10 protein-coding genes are annotated in these 17,716 nt (G+C 46.2%); 8 read left to right on the forward strand and 2 right to left on the reverse strand.

Annotated elements, in window-relative coordinates; genetic code table 11:
- Positions 1-242 precede the first annotated feature (242 nt).
- Positions 243-4,493: an acyl-CoA dehydratase activase-related protein gene (locus AB5618_RS18520; protein WP_368366968.1), complete on the reverse strand. Its 4,251-nt coding sequence runs from the start codon at positions 4,491-4,493 to the stop codon at positions 243-245.
- A 451-nt stretch (positions 4,494-4,944) separates the two neighbouring features.
- Here AB5618_RS18520 and tgt point away from each other — a divergent pair, with 451 nt between their 5' ends.
- The 7 genes from tgt to AB5618_RS18555 all read left to right on the forward strand — a co-directional run bounded on the left by tgt (position 4,945) and on the right by AB5618_RS18555 (position 13,611).
- Complete coding sequence (tgt, locus tag AB5618_RS18525; RefSeq protein ID WP_173736500.1) at positions 4,945-6,102, forward strand: tRNA guanosine(34) transglycosylase Tgt; 1,158 nt, start codon at positions 4,945-4,947, stop codon at positions 6,100-6,102.
- A 117-nt stretch (positions 6,103-6,219) separates the two neighbouring features.
- Positions 6,220-6,519, forward strand: a complete 300-nt coding sequence (gene yajC / locus AB5618_RS18530; protein ID WP_118584184.1) for a preprotein translocase subunit YajC — start codon at positions 6,220-6,222, stop codon at positions 6,517-6,519.
- A 239-nt stretch (positions 6,520-6,758) separates the two neighbouring features.
- On the forward strand, positions 6,759-7,841 hold the full coding sequence (gene leuB, locus AB5618_RS18535) for a 3-isopropylmalate dehydrogenase (RefSeq protein WP_148461835.1): 1,083 nt from the start codon (positions 6,759-6,761) through the stop codon (positions 7,839-7,841).
- Positions 7,842-7,909: 68 nt separating this feature from the next.
- Entirely contained in the window at positions 7,910-9,583 is a 1,674-nt protein-coding gene (gene ilvD / locus AB5618_RS18540) for a dihydroxy-acid dehydratase (protein ID WP_148461834.1), read from the forward strand.
- Between the two features lie 103 nt (positions 9,584-9,686).
- Complete coding sequence (gene ilvB / locus AB5618_RS18545; protein ID WP_368366970.1) at positions 9,687-11,369, forward strand: biosynthetic-type acetolactate synthase large subunit; 1,683 nt, start codon at positions 9,687-9,689, stop codon at positions 11,367-11,369.
- Entirely contained in the window at positions 11,366-12,448 is a 1,083-nt protein-coding gene (serC, locus tag AB5618_RS18550) for a 3-phosphoserine/phosphohydroxythreonine transaminase (RefSeq protein WP_148461832.1), read from the forward strand. The genes ilvB and serC overlap by 4 nt, the downstream gene beginning before the upstream one ends.
- On the forward strand, positions 12,448-13,611 hold the full coding sequence (locus AB5618_RS18555; RefSeq protein WP_173717452.1) for a phosphoglycerate dehydrogenase: 1,164 nt from the start codon (positions 12,448-12,450) through the stop codon (positions 13,609-13,611). The genes serC and AB5618_RS18555 overlap by 1 nt, the downstream gene beginning before the upstream one ends.
- A gap of 488 nt (positions 13,612-14,099) precedes the next feature.
- Here the strand turns inward: AB5618_RS18555 and AB5618_RS18560 are convergent, their stop codons facing one another.
- Positions 14,100-15,074: a carbohydrate kinase gene (locus AB5618_RS18560; RefSeq protein WP_148461830.1), complete on the reverse strand. Its 975-nt coding sequence runs from the start codon at positions 15,072-15,074 to the stop codon at positions 14,100-14,102.
- A gap of 215 nt (positions 15,075-15,289) precedes the next feature.
- Between AB5618_RS18560 and glgB the strand changes: the two genes are divergently transcribed.
- Positions 15,290-17,572 (forward strand): 1,4-alpha-glucan branching protein GlgB, encoded by a 2,283-nt coding sequence (gene glgB, locus AB5618_RS18565; RefSeq protein ID WP_368366971.1) that lies wholly within the window; start codon positions 15,290-15,292, stop codon positions 17,570-17,572.
- The last annotated feature ends 144 nt before the right edge of the window (positions 17,573-17,716 follow it).

Genomic DNA, 17,716 nt, shown 5'->3' on the forward strand with positions numbered 1-17,716 from the left:
CTGTTGATGGAAGCATTATACTACATTGGGACATTTTCCTTTGTGGTATATTAGGACATTATCATAAATGGTTCATATAAATATGCTATTAAAATTATAATATATTGACTTTTAGATATGCATAGGTTATAATGCCATTCGGCAAGAAAGAAGCGATATGTTCAATGTATGCAGCACGAAAGCCCTCAGAGCGGCAACTCTGAGGGCTTTCTTCTTGTATTTTTTCGGAATACGAACCGAGGCTAGTTGTTATTTTTCGCCTCTTCTGTCTTCAAATTCTTCTGTGCAGTAGAAAGCATTAATTTAATTCGGTTCAGCTGGTTTACCTCGCTTGCACCCGGGTCGTAGTCGATGGCTGCAATATTAGCCTTCGGATACTGACGGCGGATTTCTTTGATAACACCTTTGCCAACAATGTGGTTCGGCAGGCAGCCGAATGGCTGGATACAAACAATATTCGGAACATCATCATGGATCAGCTCCATCATTTCACCGGTCAGGAACCATCCCTCACCAGTCTGGTTACCCTCGGAAACAATGGGGCGTGCCATCTTCGCCAGATCGCGAATATCGGCGGTTGGATGGAAATGACGGCTTTCCGCAAGTGCCTCATTTGCAGTCTTACGAACCCAGTCGATTGCCTTAATACCTATATTTCCAAAGAATGCCTTGGATTTCTTAAATCCAAGATTGTCGACCTTGAAATTCTGATTGTAGAAGCAGTAGGACATAAAGTCGATCAGATCCGGCACCACAGGCTCAGCTCCTTCCGCTTCCAGAAGCTCTGCAAGGTGATTGTTTGCAGCCGGAAGGAATTTAACCAGGATCTCACCTACAATACCAACACGAGGCTTCTTCTCATCACTGATCGGGATGGTATCAAAATCGTGAACCATTTCCCGGCACATTTTCTTAAACTGGCTGTGGCTTAATGAGCTGCCGGTAAGAAATGCAATCACACGTTTTTCCCAGATCTTGTGCTTACGGTTTACAATGCCCTTCTCCAGTTCATATGGGCGCATGCGGTAAATACATTTCATAAGAATATCACCAAACACAGCGGCATACACAACAGCCTTCACCAGCGGAAGAGTAAGCTTAAATCCAGGGTTGCTCTCCAGACCGCTAAGGTTAAGGGAGATAACCGGAACCTGTTCCATTCCCGCTTTCTTAAGGGCACGGCGGATAAAAGCAATATAGTTGGATGCACGGCATCCACCGCCTGTCTGGGACATGATAACTGCAGTCTTGTTCAGGTCGTATTTGCCTGATAAAAGAGCGTCCATAATCTGTCCCACAACGATCAGGGAAGGATAGCAGGCATCATTATTTACATATTTCAGACCTACATCAACAGCGTGCTTATTGTCATTTGGAAGCACCTCCAGATGATAGCCGTTTGCATTAAAAGCAGCTTCCAATAAGGAGAAGTGCACCGGTGACATCTGCGGGCAGAGGATGGTGTAATCCTTGCGCATCTCCTTGGTAAACGCAACCTTTTCAATAGAGGACGGTTTAATGGTGCGCTCCCTTTTCTGTGCATCCTTTGCACGGAGGGCTGCAAGAAGAGATCTGACACGGATCCTTGCGGCACCAAGGTTGTTAACCTCATCAATTTTTAGGCAGGTGTAAATCTTGCCGCTGCCATCCAGAATTTCGTAAACCTCATCAGTGGTGACTGCGTCAAGTCCGCAGCCAAAGGAGTTCAGCTGGATCAGATCCAGATCATCACGGGTTTTCACAAAGTTTGCTGCTGCATACAGTCTGGAGTGGTACATCCACTGATCATTGACACGGATCGGGCGCTCAACAGGTATCAGATGGGAAACAGAATCCTCCGTGAGAACTGCCACTCCATAGCTGTTGATCAGATCCGGGATACCATGATGAATCTCAGGGTCAATATGGTAAGGACGGCCTGCCAGAACGATACCCCGGCGGCCTGTCTCCTTCAGGTACTGAAGTGTCTCCTCACCTTTTTTCTCAATGTCCTTATGTACGGCAGCCATTTCCTCCCATGCCTTGTGAGCGGCTTCCTTCACCTCAGATTCCGGGATATCCGGGAAAATCTCAGTCAGTCTCTTTGTAACGATCTCTTCAGAGGTCAGGGCCAGGAACGGATTCATAAAGGTAATGGACGGATCGTGAAGCTCGTCCACATTGTTCTTAATATTCTCTGCATAAGAGGTAACGATAGGGCAGTTGTAATGGTTGACTGCATCCGGGAATTCATTTCGCTCGTAAGGGATACACGGATAGAAAATGAATTTCACACCATTTTTGATCAGCCAGGTCACATGTCCGTGGGCAAGCTTGGCTGGATAGCACTCGGATTCGCTTGGAATGGATTCAATGCCCAGCTCATAAATCTTTCTAGTAGAGGTAGGAGAAAGCACTACCTGATATTTCAGCTCAGTAAAGAAGGTATACCAGAAAGGATAATTCTCAAACATATTTAAAACTCGCGGAATACCAACTTTTCCCCGGGTAGCCTTATCCGGAGAAAGAGGCGGATAGGAGAAAAGCCGTTTGTACTTGTATTCATAAAGGTTGGGGATATGATCCTTATTCTTCTCCTTACCAATACCGCGCTCACAGCGGTTACCGCTTACGAACTGACGCCCGCCAGTGAATTTGTTGATGGTAAGACGGCAGTTATTGGTACATCCGTGGCAGTTGGCCATGGAGGTGGTATATTTCAGCTCGTTGATCTTTCCAATGGAAAGCATGGTAGTCTCACGGCCTTCTGCATGGTAGCGCTCCTTGGCAATGAGGGCAGCACCGAAAGCGCCCATAATACCGGCAATGTCAGGACGAATAGCTTCACAGCCTGCAATGCGCTCAAAGCTTCGAAGAACACCGTCGTTGTAGAAGGTTCCACCCTGTACCACAATATGACGTCCCAGCTCTTTGGCATCGGAAACCTTGATAACCTTGTAAAGCGCATTCTTGATAACAGAGTATGCAAGACCTGCGGAAATATCAGCTACGGATGCACCTTCCTTCTGGGCCTGCTTTACCTTGGAGTTCATAAATACGGTACATCTTGTTCCAAGGTCAATGGGGTGCTCCGCAAAAAGAGCGGCCTTAGCAAAGTCCTGTACGGAGTAGTTCAGAGACTTGGCGAAAGTTTCGATAAAGGAACCGCATCCGGAGGAACATGCCTCGTTCAGCTGTACGCTGTCTACGGTCTGATTACGGATCTTGATGCATTTCATATCCTGTCCGCCGATATCGACGATACAGTCAACCTCCGGGTCGAAGAAAGCTGCTGCATAGTAATGGGAAACGGTCTCAACTTCCCCCTCATCCAGCAGAAGAGCGGCCTTCATCAGAGCCTCGCCGTAGCCTGTGGAACAGGAAAATGCAATGTGTGCATCCTCCGGAAGAATGCTGTAGATCTCCTGGATAGAACGGATGGCTGTCTTAAGCGGGCTTCCGTTATTATTGCTGTAGAAGGAGTAAAGCAGGGTTCCGTCCTCACCTACAAGAGCAGTCTTGGTGGTGGTGGAACCTGCATCAATACCTAGATAGCAGTTGCCGTGATACTGGGAAAGGTCACCCTTCTTTACCTGATAGGCACTCTGACGCTTGTTAAATGCCTCATAGTCTTCCTCCGTGGCAAACAGAGGCTCCATACGTTCCACCTCGAAATCCAGTTTGATGGAGTTCTTCAGGCGGTTTGTCATATCTGTAAGGGAAACGGTTACCTCATCTTTCGCATTCATAGCAGAACCCATAGCTGCGAAAAGATGGGAATTCTCAGGTGTGATAGCGTGCTCGTCATCCAGCTTCAGGGTACGGATAAAGGCAGCCTTCAGCTGATCCAGAAAGTGAAGGGGACCGCCGAGAAATGCAACATGACCGCGGATCGGCTTGCCGCAGGCAAGACCGGAAATGGTCTGGTTTACAACTGCCTGGAAAATGGAAGCGGAAAGATCCTCCTTGGTGGCACCGTCGTTGATCAGAGGCTGGATGTCAGTCTTGGCAAATACACCGCAGCGGGCTGCGATGGGATAAAGCGCCTTGTAATTCTTCGCATATTCATTCAGCCCGGTGGCATCTGTCTGAAGCAGGGAAGCCATCTGATCGATGAAAGAACCGGTACCTCCTGCACAGATACCATTCATACGCTGTTCAATATTGCCGCCTTCGAAGTAGATGATCTTGGCATCCTCGCCGCCAAGCTCGATGGCAACATCCGTCTGGGGCGCAATCTTCTGAAGAGAAGTGGATACCGCAATTACCTCCTGTACAAAAGGAACGCCAAGGTGGTTGGCGAGGGTAAGTCCGCCGGAGCCTGTGATCACCGGATGAAGGGTAAGCTCTCCAAGTTTGCCATAAGCTTTCGCCAGAAGCTCTGCCAGGGTTTCCTGGATGTTGGCGAAATGACGCTGGTAATCTGCGAAAAGCAGGGTGTCGTTTTCATCAAGTATTGCAATTTTGACAGTGGTGGAACCAATGTCAATTCCTAATGTATATTTGTTGCTCATGTAAAGAATATGCCTCCTCATCTGTTGCATATGTGCTTAAATCGTTACTGTTCACTTCGTTTACAGTAACACGCTTCGCGATGCACAGAAATCATGCTTTGCATGATTTCACGCCGCAACTCTCGGGTTTTCTGTGAACTTTGTTCACAAAAAACACCTCGCGGAACGTTACCAGTGAACAGTAACCTTAAATCTTCTTATTTATATGTGAAAATTCAAATGCAAATATTCCGTAATATTATACGATACCCCGGCTTAAATGACAATGTAAAAGTTTAACAAGGATTCTTCGCACAAGTGTTGAATTTTCGGTTATTTCGGGCTATAATATATGAAGTTTTCTGCCGTGGTTTTGCACTCTTTTGTAAGTGTAAAAAGAAAAATGTCTTTGCAGGGCAGCAGAAACAGAAATTTTTTTGAAGATAAAGACTTAAAAAGAAAGGATTCACATATGGCAAAATATACACTTATGAAAACAGAAGGCCGTGCCAAGCGTGCCCAGTTTGAGACAGTACATGGAACCATCCAGACACCTGTGTTTATGAACGTGGGAACTGTTGGAGCCATCAAGGGTGCAGTATCCACCATGGATCTGAAGGATATCGGAACCCAGGTTGAGCTTTCCAATACCTATCATCTCCATGTAAGAACAGGAGACAAGCTGATCAAGGAATTTGGCGGACTTCACAAGTTTATGGTCTGGGACAGACCGATTCTTACTGATTCCGGCGGCTTTCAGGTGTTTTCCCTGGCAGGACTTCGCAAGATCAAGGAAGAGGGCGTTTATTTCCAGTCCCACATTGACGGTCATAAGATTTTTATGGGACCGGAGGAGAGTATGCAGATCCAGTCTAATCTGGGTTCCACCATTGCCATGGCATTTGACGAATGTCCAAGCAGCGTGGCAAGCAGAGAATATGTACAGGCTTCTGTAGACCGCACTACCAGATGGCTGGAGCGCTGCAAGGCTGAGATGACCAGACTGAACAGTCTGCCGGATACAGTGAATAAAGAGCAGCTGCTTTTCGGAATCAATCAGGGAGCTATCTATGCAGATATCCGTATTGCACATGCAGATACCATTTCCAAACTGGATCTGGACGGCTACGCAGTTGGCGGTCTTGCAGTTGGGGAAACTCATGAGCAGATGTATCATATTCTGGACGAAGTCGTGCCTCACCTTCCGCAGAACAAACCTACCTATCTGATGGGAGTAGGTACTCCTGCCAATATTCTGGAAGGAGTCGCAAGAGGAATCGACTTCTTTGACTGCGTATATCCAAGCCGTAACGGACGTCATGGACATGTTTACACCAATCGGGGCAAGCTGAATCTGTTTAATGCGAAATATGAATTGGATCCGTCCCCAATCGAAGAGGGATGCCAGTGTCCTGCCTGTCAGCATTACAGCAGAGCCTATATCCGCCACCTTCTGAAAGCGAAAGAAATGCTGGGAATGCGCCTTTGCGTGCTTCATAATCTTTACTTCTACAATCACCTGATGGAGGAAATCCGGGATGCACTGGATCAGGGCAATTTTGCAGAATATAAAGAAATGCGTCTGGCTGGTTTTGAAGAGGGAAAAATTAACAGCAGATACAGTAAATGAAATTAATATAAAAAATCGGAAAAATACTTGAAGAATCAAATTATTTTGTGTATTATATACTATAATGCGCTGGTGAAAAAGACAGGGCGTGATAGTAAGATACAGGAGGAATAGCAAATGGACGCATCAAGCGGAATGAGTATGGGATTTACCATCGTATGGCTGGTTGTACTTTTCGGTATTATGTATTTTCTGATGATCAGACCTCAGAAGAAAGAGCAGAAGAGAGTACAGGCGATGCTCAGCGATATGGCTGTAGGTGACAGTATTGTAACTACAAGCGGCTTCTACGGTGTCATCATTGACATGACAGAAGAAGACGTGATCGTAGAGTTCGGTAACAATAAGAACTGCCGTATCCCTATGAGGAAACAGGCAATTGCCGAAGTTGAGAAAGCAGAGCAGGCTTCTGCATAATCAGATTCATCCGAATATGACAGAAACTAAGAACAGGCTTCATTCCATAAAGGGATGGGGCCTTTTTTCTTCCGTGAATGTTTTTTGAGAATGGGAAAAAAGGCAGTTTTTTGACAGTTTTTTACTTTAACATGTTGAAATATTAAAGAAAGTGCGTTATTATAATAACAATTATCCATTGGTGTCAGGCGAGAGGTGATTTTCCGCTGGCATTCAGAAACGAAGGAGAGGAAATTATTATGAATTACAACATTTCACTGATCCCCGGAGACGGAATCGGTCCGGAAATCGTTGCAGAAGCAAAAAAAGTTCTGGACAAAGTATGTGAGAAATATGGACATACTTTTTCTTATTCTGAAGTACTTTTAGGCGGAGCTTCCATTGATGTACATGGAGTACCGCTTACAGACGAGGCAATCGCTACAGCGAAAGCTTCTGATGCAGTTCTTATGGGCTCTATCGGTGGAGATGCCAAGACATCCCCATGGTATAAGCTAGAGCCATCCAAACGCCCGGAGGCAGGACTTCTTGCCATTCGTAAGGCACTGAATCTTTTTGCAAACCTTCGCCCTGCATATTTATACAACGAACTTCGTGCAGCATGCCCTCTTCGCGATGAGATCATTGGAGACGGATTTGACATGATCATCGTACGAGAGCTTACAGGCGGTCTTTATTTTGGCGAAAGAAAAACAGTAGAAGAGAACGGTGTAAAGAAAGCCATCGATACCCTTTCCTACAACGAAAACGAGATTCGCAGAATTGCCATCAAGGCATTTGACATTGCCATGAAACGCCGCAAAAAAGTAACAAGCGTTGACAAGGCAAATGTTCTGGATTCCTCCAGACTTTGGAGAAAAGTAGTAGAAGAGGTAGCGAAGGATTACCCGGAAGTTACTCTTGAGCATATGCTGGTTGACAACTGTGCAATGCAGCTGGTGAGAGATCCCAAGCAGTTTGATGTTATTCTTACTGAGAATATGTTCGGCGATATTCTTTCTGATGAGGCCAGCATGGTGACAGGATCTATCGGAATGCTTTCCTCTGCCAGCCTGAACGAGACAAAATTTGGTCTTTATGAGCCAAGCCATGGCTCTGCACCTGATATTGCAGGTCAGAATAAGGCCAACCCGATCGCAACCATCCTTTCCGCAGCCATGATGCTTCGTTTTTCCCTGGATCTGGATGAGGAAGCAAATGCAGTTGAGACTGCTGTACAGAAGGTTCTGACTGCCGGATACCGTACCGGTGACATTATGTCTGAGGGATGCACTCTGGTTGGAACGAAAGAGATGGGTGACCTGATCGCTAAGGAAATTTAGAATTCGAAATAAACAAAAAGCAAATGGATCATTTTTCCCGGCTATGAAGCAAAAAGGAGATACAAGTTATGAGAAGTGACGCAGTAAAAACAGGCACACAGCAGGCACCTCACCGTTCCCTGTTCAATGCCCTTGGAATGACAAAAGAAGAAATGGAGCGCCCGCTAGTAGGAATCGTTTGTTCCTACAATGAGATTGTACCAGGCCACATGAACCTGGATAAAATCGCACAGGCTGTAAAGCTTGGCGTGGCAATGGCTGGAGGAACTCCGGTCATGTTCCCTGCAATCGCTGTCTGTGACGGTATTGCAATGGGACATATCGGTATGAAATATTCTCTTGTAACAAGAGACCTGATCGCAGATTCCACAGAGGCTATGGCACTGGCTCACCAGTTTGACGCTCTTGTTATGATCCCGAACTGTGACAAGAACGTACCAGGACTTCTGATGGCAGCAGCCAGAATCAACGTTCCTACCGTATTCGTAAGCGGAGGCCCGATGCTGGCTGGTCATTTAAACGGACACAAGACAAGTCTTTCCAGCATGTTTGAGGCTGTTGGTGCTTACGCAGCAGGCAAGCTTACAGAGGAAGGCCTGACTGAGTGTGAGAACAAAACATGTCCGACCTGCGGTTCCTGTTCCGGTATGTACACTGCAAACAGTATGAACTGCCTTACTGAGGTTCTTGGTATGGGACTGAAAGGAAACGGAACCATCCCGGCTGTATATTCCGAGCGTATCCGTCTTGCAAAGCATGCAGGAATGCAGGTTATGGAAATGTACCGCCGCAACATCCGTCCAAGAGATATTATGACAAAAGAGGCACTTCTGAATGCCCTTACGGTAGATATGGCTCTTGGCTGTTCCACAAACAGTATGCTTCATCTTCCGGCAATTGCACATGAGATTGGCTGGGATTTCGATATCAGCTTTGCAAATGAAATCAGTGCAAAGACTCCGAATATCTGCCACCTTGCACCTGCAGGCCCTACCTACATGGAAGACCTGAACGAAGCAGGCGGCGTATACGCAGTTATGAACGAGCTGAATAAGAAGGGACTCCTTCACACAGAATGCATGACTGTAACCGGAAAAACAGTAGGCGAGAATATCAAGGACTGTGTAAACCTGAACCCGGAAGTAATCCGCCCGATCGACAATCCATACAGCACCACAGGCGGACTTGCTGTACTTCGGGGCAACCTTGCACCAGATGGAAGTGTTGTGAAACGTTCCGCAGTTGTTGCTGAGATGATGGTTCATGAAGGACCTGCAAGAGTATTTGACTGCGAGGAAGACGCGATTGCGGCAATCAAAGGCGGCAAGATCGTAGAAGGTGACGTTGTTGTCATCCGTTATGAAGGACCGAAGGGTGGTCCTGGAATGAGAGAAATGCTGAATCCTACCTCTGCAATCGCAGGTATGGGACTTGGTTCTTCTGTAGCCCTTATTACAGATGGACGTTTCAGTGGTGCATCCAGAGGCGCTTCCATCGGACATGTTTCACCAGAGGCAGCAGTAGGCGGTCCCATCGCCCTTGTTGAGGAAGGGGATATCATCAGCATCAATATTCCGGAACTGAAGCTGGAACTGAAGGTTTCTGATGAAGAGCTTGCAGCAAGAAAAGCAAAATGGCAGCCGAGAGAGCCGAAGGTTACAACCGGATATCTGGCAAGATATGCAGCAATGGTTACTTCCGGAAACCGCGGTGCGATCCTTGAGGTTCCGAAAGCAAAATAATAAGATTCTTATCCGGACATGTGAATGGAATTATGGTTCATGAAAGTATGGTTCTTTCATAGCAAATGTCCGAGATTTTTACAGTATAATATACCAGGAGGAAATGAAATTGCAGCTTACAGGAGCGGAGATCATCATAGAATGTTTGCTGGAGCAAAGCGTGGATACCGTTTTCGGATATCCAGGCGGAGCTATTCTGAACGTTTATGACGCCCTTTACCGATACAGTGATAAAATCAAACATGTACTTACTTCCCATGAGCAGGGAGCTTCCCACGCGGCAGACGGTTACGCCCGTGCGACAGGAAAGGTCGGAGTGTGTCTGGCAACTTCCGGCCCAGGTGCAACCAACCTGGTAACCGGAATTGCCACCGCGTGTATGGACTCTGTTCCTGTGGTAGCAATTACCTGTAATGTTGGAACTGCCCTTCTTGGAAAAGATTCCTTCCAGGAAGTTGATATCGCAGGCATTGTAATGCCTGTGACAAAACACAGCTATATTGTCAAAGATGTAACAAAGCTTGCAGACACCATCCGCAAAGCTTTTATCATCGCCAAAAGCGGTCGTCCTGGTCCGGTACTCGTAGATGTGCCAAAGGACGTAACCGCAGCAAAATGTGAATATATCCGTCACACCATCACAGCCGTAGAGCCGAAGGTTGACACCATCCGTCCGAAGGATGTGGATACAGCAGCCCAGATGATCGCAGCAGCGAAAAAGCCATTTATTTTTGTTGGCGGCGGTGCTGTGATCGCAGATGCATCTGAAGAAGTCCGTGCACTTGCCCACAAGATCCAGGCTCCGGTCTGCGACAGCCTTATGGGAAAAGGGGCTTTTTCCGGAGAGGATGAGCTTTACACAGGTCCGGTTGGAATGCATGGAACCAAAACTTCCAACTACGCAATGTGCGAGTGTGACCTTCTGATCACTCTTGGTGCACGCTTCAGCGACCGTGTGACAGGAGATACAAAGACCTTCGCACCGAAGGCAAAGATCCTGCAGATTGATGTAGATGCAGCGGAGATCAACAAGAATATTGCAGTTGATGCTTCCGTGATCGGAGATCTGAGGGAAGTGCTGAAGCTTCTCCTTGTGAAAATCCCGGAGAAGCGCCATGATGAATGGGTACAGCATATTCAGGATATGAAAGCTAAGTATCCGTTGAATTACGATCATTCCCAGCTTACCGGACCCTACGTGATCCAGAAGCTTTATGAACTGACTGGTGGAGATGCAATCATTTCCACAGATGTAGGACAGCACCAGATGTGGGCGGCCCAGTATTTCAAATTTAAGGAGCCGAGAACCTTCCTGACATCAGGAGGGCTTGGTACCATGGGTTACGGCCTTGGCGCAGCAATCGGAGCAAAGATGGGCTGCCCGGACAAAACCGTGGTAAATATAGCAGGAGACGGCTGTTTCCGTATGAACATGAACGAGATCGCCACGGCAGTTCGCTGCGGCAAACCTCTTGTCCAGATCATTCTGAATAATCATGTTCTGGGAATGGTACGCCAGTGGCAGACTCTGTTCTATGAACAAAGATATTCTCAGACCATCTTAAATGATGGTGTGGACTTCGTGAAAGTTTCTGAAGCAATGGGAGCAAAAGCAATCCGCGTTACGAAGATGGAAGAAGTAGAGCCTGCACTTAAGATGGCGCTTTCATCAGAGGGTCCGGTAGTTCTTGATTGCTGGATCGACCAGGATTTAAGCGTATATCCTATGGTTCCTGCAGGAGCAAGTTTAGACGAGGTATTTGATGAGGAGGATGTGAAGAAATGAGCAGAGTGTACAATTTTTCCGCAGGACCGGCGGTCCTTCCGGAAGAGGTGTTGAAAGAAGTCGCAGATGAAATGATGGATTACAATGGTACCGGCATGTCCGTTATGGAAATGAGCCACAGAAGTGCTGCATTCCAGGAGATCATTGACACAGCTGAGAAGGATCTTCGTGAGCTGATGAATATTCCGGACAACTATAAGGTACTTTTCCTTCAGGGCGGCGCTTCCCAGCAGTTTGCCATGATCCCAATGAACCTTATGAAAAATAAGGTGGCTGACTACATTGTAACCGGTCAGTGGGCAAAGAAAGCATACCAGGAAGCACAGAAATACGGAAAAGCAAACAAGATTGCTTCTTCCGAGGATAAGACTTTCTCTTACATTCCGGATTGCAGCGATCTGCCAATCAGCCCGGATGCAGACTATGTTTATATCTGTGAGAACAACACCATTTATGGAACCAAGTTCAAAGAGCTTCCAAATACAAAGGGCAAAACACTTGTGGCAGATGTATCCTCCTGTTTCCTTTCCGAGCCGGTTGATGTAAGCAAATATGGTATTATCTATGGCGGCGTTCAGAAGAACATCGGACCTGCAGGTATGGTAATCGCCATTATCCGCGAGGATCTGATCACAGAAGATGTTCTTCCGGGAACACCTACCATGCTTACCTATAAGACACATGCAGACGCTGGTTCCCTTTATAATACACCGAATGCATATTGCATCTACGTATGCGGTAAAGTTTTCAAATGGCTGAAGAAAATGGGCGGTCTGGAAGAGATGAAGAAACGCAACGAGGAGAAAGCAAAGATCCTTTACGATTTCCTTGATTCCAGCAAGCTTTTCCATGGCACCGTTGTTCCGAAAGACCGTTCTCTTATGAATGTTCCTTTTGTAACAGGAGATAAAGAGATGGATGCGAAATTCGTTGCTGAGGCTGCCAAGGCAGGTCTTGTGAACCTGAAAGGCCACAGAACCGTTGGCGGTATGAGAGCAAGTATTTATAACGCAATGCCAAAGGCTGGTGTGGAAGCGCTGGTTGCATTCATGAAAAAGTTTGAGGAGGAAAATGCCTGATGTTTCAGTATCATTGCCTGAATCCTATTGCCCAGAAAGGCCTGGACATTTTTGATGATAATTATAAAAAAGCAGATACTCTGGATGACTGCCAGGCAGTTCTTGTAAGAAGTGCCAAGATGCATGACATGGAGCTGCCGGAGAGTGTTGCTGTGATCGCACGTGCCGGAGCCGGAGTCAATAACATTCCGGTGAAAGAGTGTGCAGAGAAAGGCATCGTCGTATTTAATACTCCTGGAGCCAATGCAAATGGTGTAAAGGAGCTGGTTCTTGCCGGTATGCTTCTTGCTTCCCGTGACATTGTGGGAGGTATTGAGTGGGTACAGAGAGAAAAAGACCAGGAAGATATTGATAAGCTTGCTGAGAAACAGAAGAAACAGTTTGCAGGCTGTGAGATCATGGGCAAAAAGCTTGGTATCATCGGTCTTGGTGCTATCGGAAGCATGGTGGCAAATGCAGCAGCTTCCCTTGGGATGGAGGTTTATGGATATGATCCATACATTTCCATCGATGCAGCATGGAACCTTTCCCGTACTATTAAGCACAGCAAGAGCTTAGATGAGATTTACAGCAAGTGCGATTATATCACTGTACATGTACCGCTTCTGGATTCCACAAAGAAGATGATCAACAAAGAGGCTTTTGATAAGATGAAAGACGGTGTTGTACTTCTGAACTTTGCCCGTGACCTTCTGGTTGACGAGGATGCGCTGATTGAGGCGCTGAACAGCGGCAAGGTGAAAAAGTATGTAACGGACTTTGCCAACCATACAGTTGCAGGTCATGAGGGCATTCTGGTAACTCCTCATCTTGGAGCATCCACAGAGGAATCTGAGGAGAACTGTGCAGTTATGGCTGTGAAGGAGGTTCGTGATTTCCTTGAGAATGGTAATATCAAAAACTCCGTAAACTTCCCGAACTGTGATATGGGTACCTGCGTAGCAGTAGGACGTATTGCCATTACACATAAGAACATTCCTAACATGATCAGCCAGCTGACCAAGATCCTTGGTGCTGAGGGCCTGAACATTGCAGACATGACCAACAAGAGTAAAGGTGAGTATGCGTATACTCTGATCGATCTGGAGAGTGCAGCTTCCGCAGAGGCGCTAGATGCGCTGAAGGCTATTGAAGGTGTTTCAAAGGTTCGCGTGGTGAAATAAATTCAAATACAGATAATTGACATTAAGACAACAGAATGTTAATATAAGTATAGAAAAAGAGTGTTGCCGATAGACGGTTAGTCCATATACTGGTTAGCAAAAATTGCCGCTTAGTTTACAGACAGGGCGGCTATTTTTGTGTATTATTTACATCTTTACCCAATGTGTATCCTATTGTAAAGCAGGTTAAGCCGAAGCTTACAACTGCTATAAGGTCAACAATACTCATTGGCTTAGCCCTCCTTTCCACTGAATTCCCTTACGGGTTTCTATGTAATCAGAGAGTCACAGTCCCTCTGTTGAAGGACTAACCGCCTACCGTTATGGCAACACCCATATAATAATTATATCAGCTTTGGTAAGGAAACACAACCTGGATATTTAACAATAGAATAAAAAATATTTTAATAATAAAAACAGAAACAACTAATTCGGAAGAATTAGTTGTTCCTGTTTTTATTGTTTATATGTTTTATTTTTTATGTAGATTATCTGCCATTCTTTGCAATAAATTCCTCAACCTCTTCGCGAGTTGGCATTACGCGGAGAGCACCCTTGCGGGTAGTGATAAGAGATGCGCCTGCGTTTGCGAAGGTAAGCATTTCCATCAGGTTCTCGTCGGAGAGGTCTTCCAGACCGTGCTCCAGAACATAGTTCAGGATGCTGGCACAGAAGGTGTCTCCGGCACCTGTGGTCTCAATGGTGTGCTCCTGAAGGAATGGAGCGCATTCTACGCGGCGTCCCTTGTAATAAGCACGGCTTCCGTCTTTACCCATGGTGATAAGAACCAGCGGAATGTGATATTTCTCTTCGATCAGTGCAGCACCCTTGTCGTAGTCTGTGGTATCGAAAAGGAATTCCACTTCGTTGTCAGAAATCTTCAGAACGTCACATTTGGTAAGACCGTATTCAATCTCGACGCGGGCATCCTCAAGGGATTTCCAGAGTGGCGGGCGCAGATTGGGGTCAAAGGTGATGATACAGCCGGCTTCTTTTGCTACCTCAATGGCATGACGTGTAGCTTCACGTACGCCCTCATGGGTAGAAGAGAGAGTTCCGAAATGGAAAATGCGGGAATCGCGGATCAGGTCGTCTGGAACCTCATCCATAGTCAGCATCATGTCAGCACCTGGATTACGATAGAAAGAGAAGTCTCTGTCTCCATCCGGATAGGTGTGGACAAATGCCAGTGTGGTATGTACTTCTTCATCCATAATAAGAGCTCTTGTATCAATTCCAACTTCTTCCACAGCGGCCTTCAGCTGGTTTCCGAACATATCCTTTCCAACTTTTCCGATAAAAGCGGTCTTCTTGCCAAGGCGCTCAAGCATAGCCAGAACATTACATGGAGCTCCGCCCGGGTTCGCTTCCATGATTGGGTTGCCCTGCGCGCTGGTTCCATTCTCTGTGAAATCGATGAGAAGCTCGCCAAGTGCAGTTACGTCGTAGTTTCGATTACTCATTGAAAAATCCTCCTTAGGTGTTTTCAAAATTATATACCAATAATTTAACGCAGAGGGGTGTATTTGTCAAACAAATTTCTTTCTTTTTCCTGCTTAAAATGGTAAAATAGAAATATCAAAATTATGGTCGGATCGACGAGAAAATTATAACAATATTAACATATTTTCTAAAAATCCGACAGTCCGTGAAAATTGGCGGGGAAATGGAGAGACTTATGAGCAAAACAGTATATGATTATATGGACTGGCCAGAAATTGAAGCGGTTGTATACGGGGAAGAGACAGCGCCAAGAGATGTGATGGGACCGAGACTGACACCGGATGGTGTGCTGATACAGGGCTTTTTTCCGGAAGCCAGAGCTGCGGCAGTGGTTACAGGGCACAAGAAATATGAAATGGAGCTGGAGGACGAGGCTGGCTATTATGCAGTGTTGATCCCAGGGAGAAGAATTCCGGATTATGAATTTCAGGTAGAGTTTGAGAAGGAGACGAAGAACTTTAAGGACGCCTACGCATTTGGCGGACTTCTCACAGAAGAGGATGAAAGAGCCTTCCTTGGAGGCGTATATTATGAAGCCTATAAGAAAATGGGCGCACATCCCATGGTGATGAATGGGGTGGCAGGCACTCATTTCGCAGTGTGGGCACCCAATGCAGTTCGGGTAAGTGTGGTTGGCGAATTTAATAATTGGGATGGCAGAGCACTCCCTATGCATAAGATGCCTATGTCAGGTATTTATGAATTGTTTATTCCGGGAGTAAAGGCGGGGGATGCCTATCGTTATGAAATTAAGGCAAAAGGAGACGTGCTACTTCAGAAAGCAGATCCTTATGGAAACAGAACCCAGCCTGCACCATTGTGGAATTCTGTTGTAGCGGATGTCTCTGATTTTACATGGAATGACAGCAGCTGGATGGCTGAACGTAAGAAATATGATGACCGCAGGCAGCCGGTTTCCATTTATGAGACAAGCCTGGGACAGTGGGAATCAGGAAAAGAGCTGGTGGCTTTTGCGAAAGAAAAGGGATATACCCATGTGGAGCTTCATCCGATTATGGAGTTTCTGGAGGATGGCTCAGACGGATACCCTACATCTGCATACTTTGCAGTCAGCACACGTTATGGCACACCAGCAGAATTTGCAGCATTGGTGGATGAGCTTCATCAGGTGGGAATAGGCGTGATCCTTGACTGGTCACCGGCACAGTTCCCGAGATACGCAGGCGGTCTGGAGAAATTTGACGGAACAGCCCTTTATGAAGTGAAAGACCTGGAAATGGCAGTCCACCCAATGTGGGGCACCATGCTTTATAATTATGACAGTCCTATGGTAATGGATTTCCTGATTTCCAATGCCTGTTTCTGGCTGGAGATCTTCCATGTGGACGGGCTTCGTATGGATGATGTGGATGCCATGCTTTATCTGGATTATGGAAGAAAGGATGGATGGACGCCGAATATGTATGGCTCCAATGAGAATCTTCCTGCCATTGAATTTCTGAAGCATCTGAATTCCATTGTGAAGAAGCGTGATCCAGGGGCACTTCTGATCGCACAGGAGGATGGCCTGTGGCCGGAGCTGACTGACAGTGTGGAGAATGATCACATTGGATTTGATTATAAGTGGAGTGGCGGATGGACAAGAGATTTCCTATTCTATCTGTCAGTAGATCCGATTTTGCGGAAGAATTATCATGACCAGCTGACTTTGTCCACCTTATATGCATATTCTGAGCATTATATTCTGACTCTTGGAAGCAGAGATGTGGGAAGCCTGGATCAGTTTATGGCGAAACTTCCGGGAGATGAGAAGCAGAAGCTGGCACAGGTGAGAGAGGCTTATTCCTATATGATGGTGCATCCCGGTTGTAAGATGATGGCACCAGGGGCTGATATGCCTGAGGAACTTGGGAAATGCATTCAGGCATTGAATGCTCTTTATAAGAATTCACCTGCACTTTATCAGATGGATGATGAGTATGACGGATTTGAATGGGTTCAGCTGATGAAATATGAGGAGAATGTGATCACCTTTCTGCGTAAGACAGAGAAACCAGAGGAAACTTTGCTTGTAATCTGTAATTTCGCCGCAATTCCCTACGAGAATTACCAGGTGGGCGTGCCCTTTGCAGGGAAATATAAAGAAATCTTTAATAGCGATGCAGCAGAATTCGGCGGCGAGGGTGTAGTGAATTCTCGTGTGAAGACAGCAAAAGCAGAAGAGTGCGATGAACGGGAGCATTCTATTAAGGTGAAGCTGCCGGCACTTGGTGTAAGCATCTACAGCTGCACTCCCGGGAAAGCCCCAGCCAGGAAGAATGTGACCGCAGCGAAAACTGCGAAAGATAAGACTGCAGGAAAATTGGTAAGGACTGTGAAGGCAAAAACTCCAGCAAAGAAGTCAGTAAAGGAAGAAAAAGCTGCGAAAGCAGAAGAAGCTGTCAAGGCAGAGAAAAAGGCAGAAACAGTGAAGAAAAGAGCCACAGCAAAAAAATGACAATAACAAAGCAGACAGAAATAGCAAATGAGAAATAAATAGCCAATAAGTAATAAAATAGCAAAAAAGACTGCATTTACATATCTGAATTTCAGATGTGAGGAATGCAGTCTTTTTGAATCTTTTTACAATAAGTAAGTAGCG

The sequence above is a fragment of the Ruminococcus sp. J1101004sp1_RTP21198st1_B9_RTP21198_201120 genome (assembly GCF_040924245.1).
GTDB classification, from domain to species: domain Bacteria; phylum Bacillota; class Clostridia; order Lachnospirales; family Lachnospiraceae; genus Blautia_A; species Blautia_A faecis.

What these genes read in the sequence shown, in the direction of transcription:
- AB5618_RS18520 (WP_368366968.1), bottom strand. Translation starts at nt 4,493, where the DNA reads ATGAGCAACAAATATACATTAGGAATTGACATTGGTTCCACCACTGTC.
- tgt (WP_173736500.1), top strand. Translation starts at nt 4,945, where the DNA reads ATGGCAAAATATACACTTATGAAAACAGAAGGCCGTGCCAAGCGTGCC.
- yajC (WP_118584184.1), top strand. Translation starts at nt 6,220, where the DNA reads ATGGACGCATCAAGCGGAATGAGTATGGGATTTACCATCGTATGGCTG.
- leuB (WP_148461835.1), top strand. Translation starts at nt 6,759, where the DNA reads ATGAATTACAACATTTCACTGATCCCCGGAGACGGAATCGGTCCGGAA.
- ilvD (WP_148461834.1), top strand. Translation starts at nt 7,910, where the DNA reads ATGAGAAGTGACGCAGTAAAAACAGGCACACAGCAGGCACCTCACCGT.
- ilvB (WP_368366970.1), top strand. Translation starts at nt 9,687, where the DNA reads ATGAAATTGCAGCTTACAGGAGCGGAGATCATCATAGAATGTTTGCTG.
- serC (WP_148461832.1), top strand. Translation starts at nt 11,366, where the DNA reads ATGAGCAGAGTGTACAATTTTTCCGCAGGACCGGCGGTCCTTCCGGAA.
- AB5618_RS18555 (WP_173717452.1), top strand. Translation starts at nt 12,448, where the DNA reads ATGTTTCAGTATCATTGCCTGAATCCTATTGCCCAGAAAGGCCTGGAC.
- AB5618_RS18560 (WP_148461830.1), bottom strand. Translation starts at nt 15,074, where the DNA reads ATGAGTAATCGAAACTACGACGTAACTGCACTTGGCGAGCTTCTCATC.
- glgB (WP_368366971.1), top strand. Translation starts at nt 15,290, where the DNA reads ATGAGCAAAACAGTATATGATTATATGGACTGGCCAGAAATTGAAGCG.